Raw genomic sequence first — 20,682 nt, 5'->3', positions numbered from 1 at the left:
GAGGAATGTCATAATTTGCTTTCAATTGGCTCATAATTTCAGAAAAAAACGTCATCCCAAAAGAGCCACGGCGATATTTGGGATCTCCAACCAAGTTCAGAGGAATGCCATAATTTGCTTTCAATTGGCTCATAATTTCAGAAAGAAAAACGTCATTCCAAAAGAGCGGAGCGATATTTGGAACCTCCTACAGAGTGCTGAGGAAGTTCATAATCCATCTTCAATTGGCTGATAGTAATCAGAATAAAAACCGTCATTCCCAAAGCTTGTAATATAAGTCAGCCACAGCGATATTAGGGATCTCCAACCAAATGCAGAGGAAGTTATAAATATCAGCAACTCTGACCCCACTGGTCCTTCTTTTCCAACAGAAACTTACGCGTAGTAACGTTCGACGGCGGTGATCAGTTTTGGTAAGTCTTGTTTTGGTAAAAGATTTATGCCTGCAGCCGCAGCTCGGCCACCGCCGGTTTCGAATGTGGCGCAAATATCACCGGCCCCTGTTTTGTTATTCAGCGGTGCTCGCAGACTAATGAGATAATGAGCGTCATCTACTACCGTTACCACTATGTGGGCCGTATCAGGGCTTTCATTAGCTAAATGATTCCCGTAAGTTCCGCTAATTCTTCTGCTCCATGCAGCATCTTCTAATAATACGGCCTTAGCCAGTTCTGATTCGTGCAATACGTCTGCAGACAGCGCTTGATTAAAATCAGAATCGAATGCATTTTTTAACGTATGAAAGGCTGAACTTGGATCTTTAATGCAGTCGAACGGTGATGAGTATTGAACAAGTTGCTTGAATAAGTCGGCGGGATGAAACGCTAAATCGTCGGTAGTTGCACCATAACCATTATAATTGACCAAGGTGCCCAATTCTTTTAACTGTTCAACTTGCTCGGCCGAATAGCCTTGCTTTTTACAAAGCTCGGTGGCCACTTTTATTAAGTTGTCACCAAACGCTGCCGTGATAGCCCAATCATGAAACTGTCCTGCTAGCAAGTTGTCAACTATCAAAGCAGTGCATGTGTTTGCGTCAAGATCGATATGGGCGTTAAGGTTCACCACATTTGGTATTTCGCCAGACCTATGATGGTCACTATACATTACCGATGCACCGGTTTTTAAAACCGCATGTAACGCGTCTGCGTTTTTTTCCATCGAAATATCTAGGATAGTAACGCTAGAATGCTCATTAATAGCCGCAATCGGAATTTGTTTTACAAGAGCAATATCACGTTTAATTCCAGTGATAAGCTCTGCTTGTTTAGGCGCAGCTAAACGCAATTGAACAAGTGAAATAATCCCGTCGGCGTCACCATTAAATACATCGAAATTGGTCATATTATTTTTCTTATTTTATTCTTTAGCGACTAATCTATTAAGCCAAGTTCAACAAGCTTAGCTACAACTTCGTCCGCGCAGGCTTCGATAGATTTATTTGCCGTTTTCAAATGCACTTCTGGTGATTCAGGTATGTCATACGCAGAGTCGATACCAGTAAAGTTTTTAATTTCACCATTACGTGCTTTTTTGTATAAGCCCTTCGGGTCACGTTGTTCACAGATTTCAATTGGTGTATCGATAAACACTTCAACAAACTTATCCGCTGGCAACTGATCTCTAACCATCTTACGGTCAGATGCAAATGGCGAAATAAAAGCAGTGGAAACCAATAAGCCGGAATCAACAAACAATTTGCTAACTTCGCCTATTCGACGAATATTTTCAACACGGTCTTTGTCACTAAACGTTAAATCACCATTAAGGCCATGGCGGACGTTATCACCGTCTAGCACATAGGTATGGCAGCCTCGTTCGAATAATTTTTGATCAACCGCATTGGCCACTGTCGACTTACCGCTACCACTTAACCCCGTATACCAAAGTACAGCAGATTTGTGACCATTAGCTTCTGAACGTTGTACCGCCGAAATACTTTGTAAGTGCCATACAACATTAGAGGAAACAGCGGCGTCCGCTTTTAAATTTGTCATTGTTTTTGTCCTTAATAAATCCGTCTGTGGCACTTGCCTAATAAATTGTTTGATTAGTCGATGCTAAAGACTAAATGAGAGTTATCTTATTTAATGTGCTTAACTCTTTAACTGGCTCATAACCACGAATAAACAAGATTGTACCTAAACAAATTCCTTTTGCACTTAATTGACGCCTGATATTGCGGCTTTAGAAAGAAAATATTGTGCTTAATTATTCTAAAATAAAAAGTCTAAACAGATTAGATTTATAGACTAAATAAAACGAAGTTAATTACTTGGGGTAACTTCGTTAAACAGCGCGCCGATGGCGGTTCTAGATATCACCGTGGCGTGGCTATTTTTACGGACTTTGGAATGAGGTTATTTCTATATTACTCGTCATCTCAAAATCGCGAAGCGATATTTGAGATCTCCTTCAAAGTACTGAGGATGTTTTGTTGTACTGATTACTTTGAGCCAATTTAAGGCGAATTATGAACTTCCTCTGCACTCGGTTGGAGGTTCCAAATATCGCCTTGGCTAGACTAATTTTACAAGCTAGGGTATGACGTTTTCTGTTCTGAAATTTTGAGCCAATTGAAAGCGAACTATGAACTTCCTCTGCACTCGGTTGGAGATCCTGAATATCGCTTAGGCTCTTTTAGGATGACAGTTTTTCTGGTAGCTGGAATGACGTTTTCTGTTTTGTTCTGAAGGTGGTTTTTGTTTAAAACAACGCGTTATTACACCTAAAGTTCAGGCAACATTTTCCTTCGTTTAAATCCCCCTTAGTTGAGATTTATATCTCGAAGTGAACGGCAGGGACGCCGTTGCAAGGAATGTGCATAGGGATGTGCGTATATTCCGTCTTCGACGATAATATAAATCTTAAATAAGGATTAGGGATTTAGCCGAAAGCGGCCTTTTTGCCTACTTTTGGGGCTGTTGCAAAAAGTATGGTCGACGCAGTCGAAATAGCTGCCTGTAGGGTGAATTATGAGCTTCCTCTGCACTCGGTTGGAGATCCCTAATATCGCCGTGGCTCTTTTGGGATGACGTTTTTTATTCTGATTACTATTAGCCAATTTAAGGCGAACTATGAACTCCCTCTGCACTTGGTTGGAGATCCCTAATATCGCTAGGGCTCTTTTGGGATGACGTTTTTTCTATTGATTTGGAATGACGGTTTTATTCAAAACAACATGCTATAACACTTAAAGTTCAGGCTACATCCCCCTTCGTTTAAATCTCCCTTAGTTGAGATTTATATCTCGAAGTGAACGGCAGGGACGCCGTTGCAAGGAATGTGCATAGGGATGTGCGTACATTCCGTCTTCGACGATAATATAAATCTTAAATAAGGATTAGGGATTTAGCCGAAAGCGGCCTTTTTGCCTACTTTTGGGGCTGTTGCAAAAAGTATGGTCGACGCAGTCGAAACAGCCGCCCGCAGGGTGAATTATGAAATTCCTCTGCACTCGGTTGGAGATCCCTAATATCGCTTTGGCTAGACTAATTTTACAAGCTAGGGGATGACGGTTTTTATTCTGATTACTATTAGCCAATTGAAAGCGAACTATGAACTTCCTCTACACTTGGTTGGAGATCCCTAATATCGCCGTGGCTGATTAACTTTACAAGCTACGGGGATAACGTTTTTCTGTTTAGTTGGATGATGGTTTGTTCAGATTATTTGAGCAAACTGAAAGTGGAAGAAAAACTTCACCACACGAGTTGGTTTAATTTGATAGATGAAAATTTGTCATTTAACTTTAAATTAGAAATGGTACAGTATTGACACGTGAATAATTTTCTTTCGAAGAATTAATTCGACGCAATTATGTTAGGCGCTTTGTAGTGAAGGGGTAGCTTCAGCAGAGCCCAAATGATTGGGTGTTTAACTTTATGTTTCAACTTACCTCACGGAATTGAATACATTTTGTTAGTGACACTACATTCATTAACACATGATTTTAATTAAACATTGAACTAGGACATTTAAGGAACTTCAATGAAAAAAGTAATAAAAGCAATTATCCCAGTAGCAGGTTTAGGTACACGTATGTTGCCTGCGTCTAAAGCGATACCAAAAGAAATGCTCCCTGTAGCAGACAAACCCATTATTCAGTATGTTGTGCAGGAAATTATCGCTGCCGGTATTAAGGAAATAGTACTGGTAACCCACTCTTCAAAGAACAGTATCGAAAATCACTTCGATAAAAGTTTTGAACTTGAGTCTATTTTAGAGAAACGAGTAAAACGTCAGTTACTCGAAGAAGTACAAAAAATCTGTCCAAAAGACGTCACAATCATGCACGTACGCCAAGGTGAAGCAAAAGGTTTAGGTCACGCCATCGCCTGTGCTCGTCCACTCGTTGGCAACAACCCATTTGCAGTTGTTTTACCAGACGTAATGATCAATGACTATGATTCAAATTTGAAAAAAGACAACTTAGCAGAAATGATTAGGTTGTTTGAAGAAACCAAAGCCAGTCAGGTTATGGTTGATGAAGTACCAGAACAAGATGTGAGTAAATACGGCATTGCAGATATCGACGGCCAAGCAATAAAATCTGGCGAGTCAAAAACAATGAGTGCTATGGTCGAAAAACCCGATATAGAAGATGCCCCATCTAACTTAGCAGTTGTTGGCCGTTATGTATTATCAGCTGATATTTGGGATATTTTAGAAAAAACCCCTATCGGCGCCGGCGATGAAATTCAGTTGACCGATGCAATTGCAACGTTAATGGATTGGGAAACGGTTAATGCTTACCTGATGAAAGGCAGCTACCACGACTGCGGTGATAAGCTCGGTTACATGCAAGCCTTTGTTGAGTACAGCATGCGACATAATGTGCTTGGTGAAGACTTTAAGGCTTACTTAAAAACAATTAAATAATACTAAAATTTTCTAACCCCCATACATTGATATAAAAAGCCTTGCTTGATATTTGCAAGGCTTTCTTTTCTGAGAATAAAAACAACTCCACCACAATAATTTATTGAATATTTACTTCAAACAGAGAACGCCCAATAGCTATATACCAGACATTATTAAAGTAGAAACTGGTCCCAAGTGAGCTACTCACTTTATGAATTTCACTCTGGGCGTTACTCAAATAACGTTCATTCCCATAAATAAACATTATGTCACCATTTGAAGCTAGAGTTTCAATATAACTATTTGCACCATATGACGTTCTCTGCGTCAAAGTTCCATTTACGTCTCTTGCCCAAATATTTGTTTGACCTAAGTTGCCTAAATCAGTAAACGCAATCCACCCATTATTTACGCTATAATCACTGTTTAATTGCAAACTTCTTTGATTTAGATCTGACAAATAAGTCTCGTGTATTCCATCAAATAAAACACTCGCATAAAACACACCCGAGCAACATTTCTGCATTTTTTGATAAACAAAATTTTTCCCGTCAGTCAACACATATGTATTCCAATAATCAACATCCGCTACTAACGTTGAATTTAAATTGTCTTCGAACTTGACAATGGAATAATGATTATCATACGACCAATATCCAACAACCCCATTAGCTGCAACAGAATTACGCCAATTTCCAGCAGTGTTACTAACTAACGTATTCTGTTTTGACGTTAAATCTCTTAACCATAAATCACTCCCAACACTCCAAATTGCATATCCACCTGAAACATCGAGAGATTTTGCAGAGTTTGGGTGACCAAGGTCAAATAATTGATTGTTATTCCAATCAAAGATTTTAGAGGACAAAACAGTTTCTCCGATCTCCTGAGAAGTATAAATAGCGCCGGTTTGAGTCAAAAAGCTGTGTGAATGAGAAATCATTAAATTTGGTTCAACCTCAACTAAATAACTTTTTTCAGAATTTACATTAGTTATTTTAAGCGTATCCCCGCTATCTAAACTATTCAAAACCAATACTTTTTGTTCATTAAAATCAATTATCTCACCTTCAAAATCTTTAACACGAACAAGGTTAGTTGAGTAATCTACATAAATAGTTCGTTTTTTTGATGTTTTCTGCTTAGAACTATCTATTGCTTCAATATAAAGTAATAGTTGTTGCCCGTCATAACTATATAAATCGATTGGTTCGTCGAATAAGTTGACTCCCGAGGCCAGAACTTTATTTCCAACTCGTATTATTACTTCACAATCACCGATGTCGTCTTCACAAGAAATATTTGGTGAAACCGAACTATCAAAAACGCTATATTCTATAGGCTCAAAAACATTCAACGTAGGTGGATTGTCTAAATTGATACTATGTTCTTTCGAAACCGAACGTCCTCTAATATCAACAGCTTTAACTACTAATTTATATTCTCCTGCTAAAACACCCTTTAAGCTCATTTCGCCTCTAAACAAACCAGAGGAATGGATCAGATTGGTTGTTAAGCCACTCACAGTGGCAGAGACTTCAGAAATGTCTAATTCAGAAGATAACGAAGCTGTAATTAAAAGTCGCTCACCAATTGTTTGATTTTTATTAGGCGTTATTATTTCTAATTTGAGTGGCACAACTTCTATAGTTACTGTTTCTGAGACATAAATACCTTTTGAGTTTAAAACGGTGAGGGTGTAGTCAATTGTAGAGCTCGGAGATACTTTGATAGTAACGCCTGAGTTAATCGCACCTAGCCCATTATCGATACTTCCAGTACCATTAGAAAACTGAGCTGTTAAATATACACTTTGACCAGATATGATAGTAAATTCGGAAGCTGAAAACCTATTGATGGTGGGCTGAAGTACAACTACTGTTATACTTTGCGTTACTGCGACTCCATCGGAATTTGAAACGGTCAATGTGTAAGTCGTTGTTGAACTAGGTGTTACCTCTTTCGATTCCCCAGCAACAATGTTGCCAACTGCATTATTAATCCCTCCCTCGCCATTAATAAAACTTGCTGAAAGTCTAATTGTTTCACCAGCTACAATAGTCTTACTTGATGCCGTAAAACTTTGAATACTTGGTTCAAGTGGTGGGGAATCCGACACACTGCAGGCGTTTAAAAAGAATAAAAGTGTATAAAAGGTTAAAACTCTAAAAATTTGATTTAACTTCATATTGGTCAACATCCTTATTTGGTTAATTATAACTATAATCAACAAATACATTTTAGCCAAAGTTAAAAGCTTCTGCTATAAACTAGAATTCTACCCCGATATTCAACCAAACCAAATTATCTTTAGCTCCGGTTTCCGAGCCAGGACCGCCAATGTCGGTATTTGTGCGTGCCCAACTAATGTTACTGCGAATTGTATAGGCATCAAGTTTATACCCGTAACCAAATCCAAGACTGTACCCCCAGGCCGTATATTCTCTAGCTTGCCTTTGTGCACCTCCATAAAATGAAACAGAATGTTTATTATCAATAAGATAAAACATATCCAATATTTTGAAGTTGAATAACGCAGGGGTATCGCTATTCACAATATTAGGGGCAAAATTGATCGCTGAACCCACACGCCAATTATCGGCGACTGGACGATAAAGCCCAAGTTGTATGTAAGGCCGGACGTCAAATGTTGTATCGTCTATTCCCTTTACGTTTTTGTTAACCGCTTTAAGGCCTGTTTCAATCACAAAACCATAACCTTGGTCAAAAGTAAGAGAAGGTTTAGTTGCAACTTCTAGATTGTTATTTGAATACGTGTTTGAATCAATTTCATTCGCTGATACAACGCCAAATTGAGTCAGAAGTAAAAAATTAAAAATAAACTTAGTTTTGAACAAGCATAAAACATCAACGTACCCCCGAGCTACCTTTTTTATTACGATAGCGGTAATCGGCATTTTTGAAAAAGCGTGTTTTTTATAAAAAGAACTTAGTATCTCCATGTAGCACCTGTTCTCCAACTCGTGTCGTTATAGACGTCTCGTTTAATGCCTAACATCAATTCCAACTGATTAAACGATTGGGGACTTATAGTGACTTGAATATCGTGCAAGTCCACATAGTCATAATTTAACGCCGTTTGATTGGGTGATTTTTTATTGCGATGAAACAAGTATTCAAATCCTAATTCGTACTCGGGTGTTAATAAGTCAATAAGTAATGTTTGAGAAAGCCCAGAAGCGTCCTCAATACCATCTGTATAATTAGTTCCCCAGTGACCTAAACTTACATTATCAACTCTAAATCCTTGCTGATAGATATGATGTCGATGCCAACCACTTTGGTGCTCGGTAACTTCGTAAGTTAAGGATAAAGGCATTGTGCCATATTTAAGAAAAGGTAAATGAATACCGCCAGACACTGCAATATTCCCCAACATGAAATTAGTATGACTCGCGGTATCCTCCCCTGCGATTTCTCCGTAAACATTTATGCTTCCGAAACGTTGCTCTATCGCTAAGGATGCCCTTTGATTGCCAAACTCACACTCTATAACATTCCCTGATTCGCAAGTTACTAACGCTCCGCTATTGTCGCTACCAACAACATCTGAAAATGCCCCCCACACTTGTTCTAAACTTATCGGTTGGCCTCGTCCACCAAATTGAAACGTTCTGTTCAAAGCTATTGTAGTGCCTTTAAAGGGCTGAATACTTAGCTGAGTTGCCAGTACGTATGGCGTCCCTGAGGTAAGCTTCCCTCCTGAGTATATATTATCGTGACGTTCTAAAGACTTCACAAACACGTTGTATTGTAGGTCCCACCAATTTTTAAACGGTATTGGGTTTTTGAGTCCAACTGAAAGTGTGGTTTTTGCATTATTGCTATACAACATTGAACGGGTTTGAAACGGTGATAACCAATCTTGTTTATAGCCCACATCGAGCTGAATGTTGTCATTACCAAAAGATAAATACGTTTCGTAAAAGTTGATGTCTTCAAAACTATTATTTACTATCCCGCCATAAGTAAACGACATCCAATTTGATACTTGATAACTGCCCGTAAACATTGCATGACCATTGCTACTTTCCAACTCGGCGAGTTGGTTCGGAATCACCGTGTCAAATTCGGTGCTTTGCGCCTGTCGTAATTGCAGTTGTGCAAACCCTACCGGCCGCGTTGTTAACTTAGTCAACTCTCGTTCGACTCTAGCACTCAGCTCAGGATATTGATTTTTAGCATGTTTTAATACGTCCTTCACATGGGAAACGGCATATGGCCGTTGCATCGATTGCGTATTAGTGACAATAAAAAGAGCGTGGATATCTTTATTTAACTGGGTCATTTGCATCGGCACATATTGCGTGGCACCAATACTAGGGAAACTCAAACCGAAACAAAGAAAAAATGCGGAAACCAAATGGTATTTACTACAATTAATTCGGTTCTTACTTTTACTTGGGGAATTGTTGTTTATAAAGTTTAATGAGGCTGAATTAAAGAGCCTAGCAAAATGAGAGGACATTGTTTTTTTAGTCGACAACAAAATAGGTTCCAAATTAAAACTAATTTCAAAAAATATAAAAAAGTGCAAAAGTGCAAAAAGCGGAGCTACGCTTTTGCTATTTTTGACAACACATTCATTCAATTTAGCTAAAGCACAGTAAAGTAGAAAAATTCCCTCTGACTTTACTTTCAGTTTCTAAAACGGAAATACTATGGGCAATAACAACAGGACAACCGCACTGTAGGTTATAGACACAGGTATGCCAAATCGAACAAAATCTTTTAACGTGTAATCCCCCGCATTATAAACCATTAAATTGGTTTGATAACCATAGGGACTAATAAAACTGCCACTAGCGGCGAATGCCACTGCCATAACAAACGGTAAATAGCTCACTTGTAAACCAATGGCTACAGAATATGCGATTGGAAATATTAATGCTGCAGCGGCATTGTTTGTGATTAACTCAGTTAACAGTAACGTTGAAAAATAAACAATGACTAGCGCCAAATAAACATTATTTTGGTCAATACCTTCGGCAACTAACTCTGCAATTAGATCTGAAATCCCGACATTATTCAGTGTTGTTGCCAAAGTTAATGCACTTAATACAATCAACCAAATTTCCAAAGGAAAACGTCTTTTTACTTCGTTAATAGTTAATGCACCACAAGCAAACAAAGCGGCCATATAGAAAATAAAACATTTTAACAAGGCAATATCAAAAAGAACGGATGTAGCGATGGCGCCCGCAAATCCGATGACAACACACTTTTCTTTTACCCCGGACAACATAAATTCGAGTTTTTTACCATTAAGGACAAAGAAGTTTTTACTGATGTTTGAACGCGCCGCAAAATCGTTACCGGTTGCTAAAACCAAAAAATCACCTGACTGAATAACAACATCACCTAGTTTACCTGAGACCTGCTCACCTTCTCGTCTAATTGCGACGACAGCGGCGTCAAATCGCGCTCGGAAACCGGCGGTTTTTAACGTTTTGCCAATAACGGCAGAACCTGGCCTAATAACAACCTCAGTAAGATTATCATTGATTAGTCCAGACTCATGGGCAAAAGATGTTAAGCCATCAAACTGATTTAAAGTACCGACTTTAGTGACATCTCCTGTAAAAATTAGCTTGTCACCGGCGTAGATCATATTCTGAGGCGTAACAGGGGTTATCAACCGTCCTTTGCGCACTATTTCAATTAAAAAGAGTGAGTCCAAATTACGTAAACCATTCGCGCTAACCGTTTTGCCAATAAGCAAGGAATCCGGCTGGACTTCAACCTCAACAAAATATCTTGATGCTAATTCTTGTTTAACAACCTTTCCTTCCAGCACACCGGTGCGAAGGTAGATAACTAATAAACAAGCTAAAGACGCGGCTATGCCGACTAAAAAGAAATCAAAAAAGGCAAATCCTGTTTGTCCTTGTTCCAATAACATAGAGTTTACAATTAAGTTTGTTGAGGTGCCGATAAGGGTTAATGTTCCCCCCAAAATAGCGGCATAGGACACAGGTAAAAGCAGTCGATTAGGTGCTAAATATCGATTATTTTTAATCGGACTTAACAATGTTGCTACAACTGCAGTATTATTTAAAAAGGCGGATGACACTAACGTAGTGAATAACGTTCGAAAATACGTTTGAGGTGTAGATTTAACAAAAAGAATTGCAGACAGTCGACGTAAATAGCTGGTTCTCTCAAGTGCAAAACTGCACATTATCAACAACATTAACGTTAACAACCCTTGGTTGGTTGCATTGGCAAGTAATTGTTCGGTTGTGACTAGGTCAAATGCTAGGCAGCTTAATGCTGACGAAACAAAAACACGTTCGCTCGATTTTTGAAAGCGGATTAAGCCAACTATCGTCGCAAAAAATATTAACAACACTGTCCATTGTTCAATAGTCACTATATTTAATAACCTCTAACCATTAGCACTTTTTAATTTAGGCCGTGATAACTTAAAACAGCCGAGCAATTCCGAAACTAGCTTTTGTGTTTAATGAAGTAACATTGTCGTAAAACGTTCCAACTTTTATGCCAACCTTCAATGCGTTTTTACTTTTTACTTTTTACTTTTTACTTTTTGAAGCAAAAACAAAAATGGTACTCAAAAGAGTACCATTTCCTTCCTACTAGACGACAGTTTACTTAAACAAATCGCTAATATCTTTTGCTTCCCAATGAGGGAAATGTTTACGTACTAACGCATTTAATTCTACTTCAAAAGCAGACACATTAGTTACCGCTTTGCTTTCAGAAGCCTGACCTTTCGCAACAATCATCCCAGCACCAATAGTCACATTGGTTAATCTGTCGATAATAATAAATGCACCGGTTCCTTTCACATCTAAATAGTTGTCAAATGCGATTTGATGATTTAAAGATACTTGGCATCGAGCAATTTCGTTCAATTCTAATCGAACGGCTTCGCCGCGTTCCATTGTATTAACGTCAACGGTAAAGTCGATGTTAGAAATAGAACCAGTCGTTTGCTTAGTCGCAAATTTAAAGTCGTATTGTTTATTCGGAACTAACGCCTGTTCAGCCATCCAGATTAAATTAACTTCAACATCGCTGGTGATCTGTGACAAGTTATTAGAATGCACTATGGTATCACCGCGGCTGCAATCAATTTCGTCTTCTAACGTAATTGTCACTGCCATAGGCACAAAAGCCTCGTCGATATTGCCATCAAATGTGACTATTTCTTTTACTTTAGAAGACTTTCCTGATGGTAACACCGTGACTTCATCGCCAACTCTCACGACACCAGATGCTAAGGTTCCACAGAACCCTCTGAAATCAAGATTTGGACGATTGACGTATTGCACAGGCATACGGAAATCTTCAAAGTTAAATGACTCTACAATAGGGGTTGTTTCCAACATTTCCATTAATGTTTTACCGTGATACCAAGAAGATTTCTCAGAACGGTTAACCACGTTATCGCCGTTTAACGCTGATATCGGTGCAAACTGAATATTTTTAATATTTAGTTTATCGGCCAATTCCATATATTGTTTTTTAATGTCTTCATAAACTTCTTCAGAGAAATCCATTAAGTCCATTTTGTTAATTGCAACGATGACATTAGGCAAGCCTAGTAACGATACAATAAAGCTATGACGACGTGTTTGTGTTTGTACACCATAACGCGCATCAATCAAGATAATGGCAAGGTCAGCCGTTGAGGCACCGGTAGCCATATTACGGGTATATTGCTCATGCCCAGGGGTATCTGCAATAATAAACTTACGTTTATCTGTAGAAAAATAGCGATAAGCAACATCAATTGTAATGCCTTGCTCACGCTCTGACTGTAAGCCATCAACCAATAATGCTAAATCAATTTCACCGTCTGTCGTATTAAAACGTTTAGAGTCATTTTGAATTGCAGCGAGTTGGTCTTCAAAGATCATTTTAGAGTCGTGTAGCAATCGACCAATTAACGTACTCTTACCATCATCCACAGAACCACAGGTAATAAAACGCAATAATTCTTTGTTTTCGTGTTGGTGAAGATACTCTTCTATATTTTGTTCAATTAAATCTGACTGATGTGCCATTAGAAGTAGCCCTCCATCTTTTTCTTTTCCATCGATCCGGCTGAATCATGATCTATCATTCGACCTTGGCGCTCCGATGTTTTCGTTAACAACATCTCTTGAATAATCTCAGGTAACGTCGCTGCTTCTGATTCAACCGCACCTGTTAAAGGATAACAACCCAAAGTACGGAAGCGAACCATCTTCATTTCCGGAGTTTCTCCTTCTTCAAGTGGCAATCTTTCATCGTCGACCATAATGTCTACGCCATCACGATTTACTACCGGGCGTTCAGCCGCATAATATAGTGGCACAATATCGATGTTTTCTAAGTATATGTACTGCCATATATCTAACTCAGTCCAGTTTGATAATGGGAATACACGAATGCTCTCCCCTTTATCAACTTTTGAATTAAAGACATTCCACAACTCAGGACGTTGCTTTTTAGGATCCCATGCATGATTTTTATCACGGAATGAATAAATACGTTCTTTGGCTCGGGATTTTTCTTCATCACGACGCGCGCCGCCAAATGCAGCATCATATCCGCCAGCATTCAACGCTTGCTTTAATCCTTGGGTTTTCATGATGTCTGTATGTTTAGAGCTACCATGTACAAATGGATTAATATCCATTGCCAATCCTTCAGGATTTTTATGAACGATTAAATCGAAATCATATTTTTCCGCCATTTTATCGCGGAATTCAATCATCTCTTTAAACTTCCAATTTGTGTCAACGTGCAACAAAGGAAATGGTAATTTCGCTGGGAAAAACGCTTTACGAGCAAGATGCAACATAACTGCAGAATCTTTACCTACAGAATAAAGCATGACTGGATTGTCGAATTCAGCCGCAACTTCACGAATAATGTGAATCGACTCGGCTTCAAGCCGTTTAAGGTGGGTCAGGTTATAATTCATTAAATTACACTCAAAAAAATACCGCTAAAATTAACTAGCGGTATTTAAACCTATTTAATGAAAATTAGTAAGTTCGAATTTGTTAGAACATAGATACAAAACAAATAATAAAAGTACTTTTAATAGGCATTTTTATCTATAAAGCCCTTGAAAACGGTTCCGACTATTATTTTGATATCAAACCAGAGTGACCAATTGCGAATATATTCAAGGTCATATTCGATTCTTTTTTCCATTTTATCAAGTGTATCTGTTTCACCACGCCAGCCATTAATCTGCGCCCAACCAGTAATTCCTGGTTTAACTTTATGACGTAGCATATAACCTTCAATTAAAGAACGATATTCTTCATTATGTGCTACTGCGTGTGGCCTCGGCCCAACAATTGACATCCTACCTTGCAATACGTTCAAAAACTGTGGAAGTTCATCTAAACTTGTCTTCCGAATGAACTGACCTATTGGAGTAAATCGACTATCATTTTTTTTAGCCTGAGTTACTTTATCTCCATTCTCCATAACCATCATTGACCTAAACTTGTAAACCTTTATTGGTTTTCCATCCATCCCATAACGATGTTGCTTAAATACAATTGGACCTTTTGATGTAAATTTAACTGCAAGTGCAATTAAAACAAGAATTGGAGAAATTAAGGCAATAATCAAAATTGAAAAAACTATATCTTCAAGTCGCTTTATTATTGCATTACTGCCGTCGAGTGGTGAATCATAAATACTGATTGTTGGTATTCCACTAACTACATCACTACGTGAGTGCAAAATATTAAACATGAAAATATCAGGTACTAAAAATACAGACGCTGTCGAGTCTGCTAACTCTTTCATTAGCCATTTAATTCTTGTTTCGGCCCTCATTGGGAGTGCTATATAAACCCTATCAATACCGCCTTCTTTGCAATCTCGAATCATCTGTTCCAAACTTCCTAAAGTAGGTAGTTCAGTTTCTTTGTCATCATAATATCCCTTAAAATGCATACCTAATGAAGGGTTTTCAATCATCCGCTGAGCTAAATGTTTTCCTAAGTCACCTGCTCCGGCTACGACAACATTTCGAGTATTATGTCCCTTTATTCGCAAATATCTCAAAAATAATCGCAATACAATTCTATAGCCGTTTAAGGATGCTAACGAAGCAAAAAACCAAAGCGCCTTGACATTATCTTCAGGGGAATATTCAGGAAAAAAGAAAATTAAATTCAAATAGATCAAAGAAGCAGACACAAACCAATGTATTGTTGCTTTTTTTAACTCTTTCAATAAAGACAAACCACGCCACGAAATGTACAAATTATCTAATTCACCTGTGAAGTGAAATATCATGACAGCAACAACAGCTAATGTCGTATGCTCTACGGTCCAATCTCCAGACACGTAATATACTGCCAAAAATAACGAGCTACATATAACAATAATATCTAAAACTCTTTGAGCGATTGATATTAGTGTTTGATTGCCATGTAAAATACCACTTTGCATTATTTTCATTTTCAACAACTATTAGTTACTAGAACTGAATTTATCTTTCAAAATATAAAAAGCGAACTTAATATTAGTTGAAAAATACCGCCAAAACATTCTTCTAGGCTCTTGAATAACCCTATACAACCATTCTAGGCCATATTTCTGCATCCATAAAGGTGCACGACTAACTTTACCTGCAACCACGTCAAATGTACCACCAACTCCCATTACAAAGTTAACGCCTAATTTATCTTTCCATTTATTTATGAAATTTTCTTTTTTAGGGGAGGTAATTGCAACAAACAACAACTTAGCACCAGAACTTTTAATTGTATTTACGACGGACTCTTCATCATCCCAAAAGTAACCGTGGTGAACTCCCGCTACCTTCAAGTCCGGATATTCCTTCAAAACGTTAATTCTTGTTGTCTGAACAACACTATCTGTAGCCCCTAATAGAAAAATAGGGTATCCCTCTTTCTCAGATAGGGCTAATAACTGATAAAACAGATCGACACCAGCTACACGTTCAGGTATTGCATGTCCACAAAATCTTGCCCCTAACACAACCCCTTGACCGTCTATATTAATCAAATCGCATTCTTGGACAGAGTTAAAAAGCTCTTTATCTTTCTGCATGTTTACAAGTTTGGCAACATTGACTACGACATGTTGGAAAACCCCCCCCTTATTTAAGCTTTCCTCAATAACTGAAACAGTTTCCTCCATCGAAATTGAATGCATTTTAGATTTCAAAAATACGATTTCGTTCATTTACACGCCTCTTCTAAAAGATAAAACACCGAAACTAAAAAGAACAATTGCTTCTCCAAATTTTTCTTTCCTAATTGGTGCTCTTCAAATAGGTAATGAACATACTCTTTATCAAATACCGAACAAAAGCTACTTGAGTTCAACAATATTTCCTTAAATGACGCCTCTCCTTTGTCTTTAAACCACTTCTCTGTTGGCGATTTAAATCCCTTTTTCTTCCTATAAACGATTTCATTTGGTAAAACCGTCTCTGCAAACTTTTTGTGAATATACTTACCTTGATAACCTCTAATTTTAAACTTTAAAGGAAGTGATTCTATATAATCAACAAGATCGTTATCTAATAAAGGTACTCTAGCCTCTACTGAAAAATTCATAGATATCTTGTCTGTATAATTCAATAAATCGTCACTTAAATTTCTACGGCAATCATTAGACATCATATTTTCGACGTCTGAGTAACCTAACTTATCAAGTAAATCAACAAAATATTCAGTTACATTATCAACTTCAACACTCTCTATACTTAACAACTTACCTATTTCTTCTTTACTGAAAAGACTATAAAGTTCATTAAACCTAGAGGTTCTATCATGATTTGCTAACGAAGATATTAACTTTGCTACATTTCTATTGTTTAACGAACTTGCAAACGACGATAAAGGTTTTCCTAAAAAACTTGGTAAAATAGCGGCATACTTTTCACCAAGATATCGTCTATAACCACCTAAAGGCTCGTCAGCACCTTGCCCAGTCAGCACAACGTTAACGTACTTACTTGCCAATTTATTCAGAAAATACATCGGAATTAGTGACGTGGTTGCTAAAGGTTCTTCAACAATTTGAACACAGTGCCTTAAAGAATCTTGAAATTCAGTCTTCGAAACCAAAATTTCAAAATGTTCAGTGCCCAATATTCGTGCCGTCTCAGCTGCTTCTTTCAACTCGTTAGAGTCATCTTCTTCATGAAACCCTACAGTAAAAGTTTTTAGCTTTCCTTTGCTATACTTTTGAGCATAGAATGCAACTAATGCGGAATCAATTCCACCACTTAATAAAACCCCCACTTCAACATCCGACAGCATTTGTCTCTGAATTGCTTGCTCAAATAACAGCCCATACTCTGACACCGCACCAGAAAAGCTAATTCTACGTTTTGCAGGTCTTAAATAATTCATGGGTACAAGCGCACAAGTGTTCTTTTCAATAGACAGCTTCAAAATATGACCAGGTAAAAGTTTAGATACACCATCATAAATAGTACTTGGTGCCGGACTATATCTAAAGAACATTGTTGTTGCCAATTTATCTACATCAAGATTCTTTTCAAAATCTAATCCTCGAAGTTCAGATGAAAAAGAAAAACTCGAGTCGTTTTTTATATAATAAAGAGGCTTTACACCAAATCTATCTCTAACTAAAAATAAGGATCTATTTTTTAAATCAACAAAACAAAATGAAAAAATACCATTAAAATCAATTATACTATCAATACCTTTCAGAGCTAAATAGTTAACGATCGTCTCAGTGTCACTATGCCCGCTCCAACTAATACCATCTAGTTCTTTTCTTAACTCTAGGTGATTATAAATTTCGCCATTAAAAACTATTAAATATTGACCGCATTTAGAATACATAGGTTGAGAACCTGCATCAGATAGATCTTGTATCGACAATCTAGTATGACCCAAATGCAATTTTAATTCGTTACCAAAATCAACAGTCTCTAAACTCGAATTATTTGGTCCCCTATGCTTGATAGAGTCAAGCCTTCCTTCATTAAAGTCACCGCCAAGTTGGCCAATTATACCACACACTTAAACTCTCCTTTTAATCATCTTAGCAGGCACGCCACCAACTATCGTATAGGGTTCTACGTTTCTTGTTACAACGGCACCTGCTCCAACAATACTCCCTCGACCAATAATAACACCCGGCAAAATTATAGCGTTTCTACCTATCCAAACGTCAGATTCAATTATTGACTTCACAGTAGTTTTAGTCCCTTGAGTCGACATTGGTATATCAACTCTAGCTACTTCATGAGTACCAGATAAAACCGATACGTTAGGAGCAATCATGACATGATCACCAATCTCTACTGATTGTAAGAAGACATTTTCATTTATCTGACAGTGGCTACCAACGGAAATTTCACTACCACTTCCTATATAAACATTATCTTCGAAAAAATTATTTCCTGATGCCATTAAATTAAGAATACGTTCCATATACCAGCACCTAATTCTATTGCAAAAAGGTAGGTATCTTGAATTAGGTAATCTACTAATAAAAAGGTAATAAAAAGCCAACTTTAGTTTAAACATTGTAAGTAAGGGCCTGTAAGTAGGGGACTGATGCCCAACGAAGCATATCAGCATTTTTTCTACTTCCAAATATATCAATCGTAGAATATAGGCTTTCGTTTTTATAAAACAATTCAATTCCATTAAGTAATTGTTGAACCAAATCTTCATCCCCCATAAGCTTAGCGAGATAGAGCATTTCTGCATTATCGTAAAGATCGAATTTAATTAAACTTGGCTTATTTTTTATTGAAAAACGCTTAAACAATTTGTAATTATCATCATAAAAATTATCTTTTATATATTTGTATCCGATTTCTACATGTTTAGTAGGCATTATGAATGGAAAGTGTTTTGCAGATTTTATCAAGTTTTTAAGTATAAACGCACTATGAAAACAGTCTATAAATGAGTTGGAATCGAAAGGTCCATAAAGCCAACTTCCATCCTCTCTTTGGACGGATATAATAAAGTTGTACATTTTTTTTATTTTATTTTCGTAAATATTTTTATCTAATTCCAACACTTCAATAAAAAGTGAATACATATATAAAGTATATGACACTGAATTAGTTACGACTCTATCTTTAAAAGGACCATAAGAAGTAGCTAATCGTGTTTCATCACAAAACACATCAACGATTTCCATTTCATAAAATTCAAATACTTTCTGGATAGCAGATTTGTATACTGTATTTTGAGTAATTTCAAATAATTCATAAAACAACTCAACTACATAGGGAATATTTGTTGTAAAAGGAGTATCCCGACTATATGTTAACGTCGGTGAGATCACTATTTCAAAACCTGTTCCCCAACTCCAACCTTTAAAGTTAGTGTTATAGTTTTCCAATAGCCAATCTGCATGCTCAATCGCTTTAGCCAGATATTTATCGCTGGTTTTATCTTTGAATAAATTTATACAACTTAAACCCAATTGTGCTCTTACTATAGGGTAATCTTGTTTCTTATACCCTAAGCGTAAATGATTGTTGATAAAAAGGTCAAACAAAGTCAAAGAAGCAACTGGTAATAATCCAACTATTTTATTTTTGAAATAAAGGCGTTTACTTGCAAGCCCTAATTTCGTTTTCCACAAATCGTAAGGATCATGAGTAAAAAAATCTCCCCTATCAATCAGGTTACTAATACGATTAAAGGCTGTCATAAAGTTTCAACACCCTGCTACTAATTTCTTCATTCGTATAGTTATTTATAGCTTTTATGTAATTATTGTTCCCAATCCTTGTACGTAAACTAAAGTCATAGGCAACAGTCTCCAAAATTTTAGAGAATACAGTTGAAGAAGTACTTTCTGTCAAAAAACCATTTTCCCCCTCTAGCACCTGATCTGGAATTCCTGCATTTCTCCTGCTAATGATCACCGCACCATATAGCATAGCTTCCAAAATAGTTAGCGGTAAGCCTTCCCCGTAATAAGTTGGAAACAGGCAAATATCTTGCTGCTCTAAAAAATCAACTTTTGCTTTGCCACCAAGTACGCCTAAGAACTTTACTTCTTGCAATTCATTCTCTTTTGCAAATTCCTTAGCCTTCATCAAAGCTTCTCCGTCACCTGCAACTTGGAATTCAAATGGGAAATCAGGGTTAGCATTTTTGAATTTTTTAACTGAATCTAAAGCTATTAAAATACCTTTTTCTTCTACAATTCTTGACATAAAACCTATTGTAAGTTTTTTACCTTTTAACTGATTTTTAAATTTAGTCTCAACGTCAAAGTCATTTATAAATTGGTTGTCCGCTACAGTCGTTTCTATTACATAGTTAGACACATCAACCCCTAATCCAATGAGTTTCAATCTAAATGTTTTACCAAGTAAAATATAGAGTTTTGCATTATTAAACGCGAATAGAAATAATTTTTTAGAAAGCACATTTTTTAACAACCGATCTTCAAATTCATCTTCCCAACCGTGAAAGAAGATAACCAACTTCTTTCTAAATAGTTTAGCTACTAATGCGTAAAGTCCATCTCGCAAAATTGACCTGAAATTTAATGATGGATTAATATGTACAACTTCGTAGTTCCGAACAAAAAAAGTAAAAATAAAAAATTGTCTGATAGTCAAAATTAATTTGACCAGAGAATTGCCACTGTTACTACCTTGAACATTAAAATAATCAATATTTTGATGACTATCCAAGCTTAATGAATCAAAATACTTTGAAACTCCTCCAACTGCTTTGAGGTTTGGTGTTGTTATCAATACTCTCACTACATCTCCAACTAAATTTTTATTTCGCTGGCATTATAATTGACAATAACTTTTTAAACTAC

At 37.0% G+C, this 20,682-nt stretch carries 15 protein-coding genes; 1 reads left to right on the top strand and 14 read right to left on the bottom strand.

The annotated features are described in order from the left end of the window. Nucleotides 1-375: 375 nt before the first annotated feature. Both Q4575_RS11375 and cysC read right to left on the bottom strand, forming a co-directional pair. Complete coding sequence (locus Q4575_RS11375) at nucleotides 376-1,344, bottom strand: DHH family phosphoesterase (protein ID WP_303523023.1); 969 nt, start codon at nucleotides 1,342-1,344, stop codon at nucleotides 376-378. Nucleotides 1,345-1,373: 29 nt separating this feature from the next. Continuing rightward, nucleotides 1,374-1,997 (bottom strand): adenylyl-sulfate kinase, encoded by a 624-nt coding sequence (cysC, locus tag Q4575_RS11370; RefSeq protein WP_303523022.1) that lies wholly within the window; start codon nucleotides 1,995-1,997, stop codon nucleotides 1,374-1,376. A 1,993-nt stretch (nucleotides 1,998-3,990) separates the two neighbouring features. Between cysC and galU the strand changes: the two genes are divergently transcribed. Then, nucleotides 3,991-4,881, top strand: coding sequence for a UTP--glucose-1-phosphate uridylyltransferase GalU (gene galU, locus Q4575_RS11365; RefSeq protein ID WP_215963145.1), 891 nt, complete (start codon nucleotides 3,991-3,993; stop codon nucleotides 4,879-4,881). A gap of 100 nt (nucleotides 4,882-4,981) precedes the next feature. On the opposite strand, the gene Q4575_RS11360 is transcribed toward galU, so the two are convergent. From Q4575_RS11360 to Q4575_RS11305, 12 genes are all read right to left on the bottom strand, one after another. Beyond that, the gene (locus tag Q4575_RS11360; protein ID WP_303523021.1) at nucleotides 4,982-7,051 is read right to left on the bottom strand and encodes a hypothetical protein; all 2,070 of its coding nucleotides are present in this window, start codon (nucleotides 7,049-7,051) and stop codon (nucleotides 4,982-4,984) included. Between the two features lie 82 nt (nucleotides 7,052-7,133). Beyond that, nucleotides 7,134-7,826 carry a hypothetical protein gene (locus tag Q4575_RS11355; RefSeq protein ID WP_215963147.1) on the bottom strand — a complete coding sequence of 231 codons (693 nt, stop codon included), beginning with the start codon at nucleotides 7,824-7,826 and terminating at the stop codon, nucleotides 7,134-7,136. Beyond that, entirely contained in the window at nucleotides 7,814-9,172 is a 1,359-nt protein-coding gene (locus Q4575_RS11350; RefSeq protein ID WP_303523020.1) for a capsule assembly Wzi family protein, read from the bottom strand. The genes Q4575_RS11355 and Q4575_RS11350 overlap by 13 nt, the downstream gene beginning before the upstream one ends. Before the next feature lie 357 nt (nucleotides 9,173-9,529). Then, entirely contained in the window at nucleotides 9,530-11,257 is a 1,728-nt protein-coding gene (locus tag Q4575_RS11345; RefSeq protein ID WP_303523019.1) for an SLC13 family permease, read from the bottom strand. Between the two features lie 238 nt (nucleotides 11,258-11,495). Further along, a complete protein-coding gene (gene cysN, locus Q4575_RS11340) occupies nucleotides 11,496-12,917 on the bottom strand; it encodes a sulfate adenylyltransferase subunit CysN (protein WP_215963150.1) in 1,422 nt (473 codons plus the stop codon). After that, on the bottom strand, nucleotides 12,917-13,822 hold the full coding sequence (gene cysD, locus Q4575_RS11335) for a sulfate adenylyltransferase subunit CysD (protein ID WP_303523018.1): 906 nt from the start codon (nucleotides 13,820-13,822) through the stop codon (nucleotides 12,917-12,919). Before cysD ends, cysN begins: the two co-directional genes overlap by 1 nt. 119 nt (nucleotides 13,823-13,941) lie before the next feature. Next, the gene (locus tag Q4575_RS11330) at nucleotides 13,942-15,327 is read right to left on the bottom strand and encodes an undecaprenyl-phosphate glucose phosphotransferase (protein WP_252736667.1); all 1,386 of its coding nucleotides are present in this window, start codon (nucleotides 15,325-15,327) and stop codon (nucleotides 13,942-13,944) included. Nucleotides 15,328-15,339: 12 nt separating this feature from the next. Next, nucleotides 15,340-16,077 carry a WecB/TagA/CpsF family glycosyltransferase gene (locus tag Q4575_RS11325; RefSeq protein WP_215963152.1) on the bottom strand — a complete coding sequence of 246 codons (738 nt, stop codon included), beginning with the start codon at nucleotides 16,075-16,077 and terminating at the stop codon, nucleotides 15,340-15,342. Beyond that, nucleotides 16,074-17,894, bottom strand: coding sequence for an asparagine synthase (glutamine-hydrolyzing) (gene asnB, locus Q4575_RS11320; protein ID WP_215963153.1), 1,821 nt, complete (start codon nucleotides 17,892-17,894; stop codon nucleotides 16,074-16,076). The genes Q4575_RS11325 and asnB overlap by 4 nt, the downstream gene beginning before the upstream one ends. Continuing rightward, the gene (locus Q4575_RS11315; protein WP_215963154.1) at nucleotides 17,895-18,308 is read right to left on the bottom strand and encodes a DapH/DapD/GlmU-related protein; all 414 of its coding nucleotides are present in this window, start codon (nucleotides 18,306-18,308) and stop codon (nucleotides 17,895-17,897) included. Between the two features lie 88 nt (nucleotides 18,309-18,396). Further along, on the bottom strand, nucleotides 18,397-19,551 hold the full coding sequence (locus Q4575_RS11310) for a hypothetical protein (RefSeq protein WP_215963155.1): 1,155 nt from the start codon (nucleotides 19,549-19,551) through the stop codon (nucleotides 18,397-18,399). Then, the gene (locus tag Q4575_RS11305; RefSeq protein ID WP_215963156.1) at nucleotides 19,538-20,620 is read right to left on the bottom strand and encodes a glycosyltransferase family 4 protein; all 1,083 of its coding nucleotides are present in this window, start codon (nucleotides 20,618-20,620) and stop codon (nucleotides 19,538-19,540) included. Before Q4575_RS11305 ends, Q4575_RS11310 begins: the two co-directional genes overlap by 14 nt. Nucleotides 20,621-20,682: the final 62 nt, after the last annotated feature.

It is taken from the genome of Psychrosphaera sp. 1_MG-2023 (genome assembly GCF_030548245.1).
GTDB lineage: Bacteria > Pseudomonadota > Gammaproteobacteria > Enterobacterales > Alteromonadaceae > Psychrosphaera > Psychrosphaera algicola.
Note: the sequence above shows the minus strand (reverse complement) of the source record. Positions and strands in the feature narration are given on the sequence as shown.

What these genes read in the sequence shown, in the direction of transcription:
- cysC (WP_303523022.1), bottom strand. Translation starts at nt 1,997, where the DNA reads ATGACAAATTTAAAAGCGGACGCCGCTGTTTCCTCTAATGTTGTATGG.
- Q4575_RS11360 (WP_303523021.1), bottom strand. Translation starts at nt 7,051, where the DNA reads ATGAAGTTAAATCAAATTTTTAGAGTTTTAACCTTTTATACACTTTTA.
- Q4575_RS11330 (WP_252736667.1), bottom strand. Translation starts at nt 15,327, where the DNA reads ATGAAAATAATGCAAAGTGGTATTTTACATGGCAATCAAACACTAATA.
- Q4575_RS11325 (WP_215963152.1), bottom strand. Translation starts at nt 16,077, where the DNA reads ATGAACGAAATCGTATTTTTGAAATCTAAAATGCATTCAATTTCGATG.
- Q4575_RS11350 (WP_303523020.1), bottom strand. Translation starts at nt 9,172, where the DNA reads ATGACCCAGTTAAATAAAGATATCCACGCTCTTTTTATTGTCACTAAT.
- cysD (WP_303523018.1), bottom strand. Translation starts at nt 13,822, where the DNA reads ATGAATTATAACCTGACCCACCTTAAACGGCTTGAAGCCGAGTCGATT.
- Q4575_RS11310 (WP_215963155.1), bottom strand. Translation starts at nt 19,551, where the DNA reads ATGACAGCCTTTAATCGTATTAGTAACCTGATTGATAGGGGAGATTTT.
- cysN (WP_215963150.1), bottom strand. Translation starts at nt 12,917, where the DNA reads ATGGCACATCAGTCAGATTTAATTGAACAAAATATAGAAGAGTATCTT.
- galU (WP_215963145.1), top strand. Translation starts at nt 3,991, where the DNA reads ATGAAAAAAGTAATAAAAGCAATTATCCCAGTAGCAGGTTTAGGTACA.
- Q4575_RS11315 (WP_215963154.1), bottom strand. Translation starts at nt 18,308, where the DNA reads ATGGAACGTATTCTTAATTTAATGGCATCAGGAAATAATTTTTTCGAA.
- Q4575_RS11355 (WP_215963147.1), bottom strand. Translation starts at nt 7,826, where the DNA reads ATGGAGATACTAAGTTCTTTTTATAAAAAACACGCTTTTTCAAAAATG.
- Q4575_RS11375 (WP_303523023.1), bottom strand. Translation starts at nt 1,344, where the DNA reads ATGACCAATTTCGATGTATTTAATGGTGACGCCGACGGGATTATTTCA.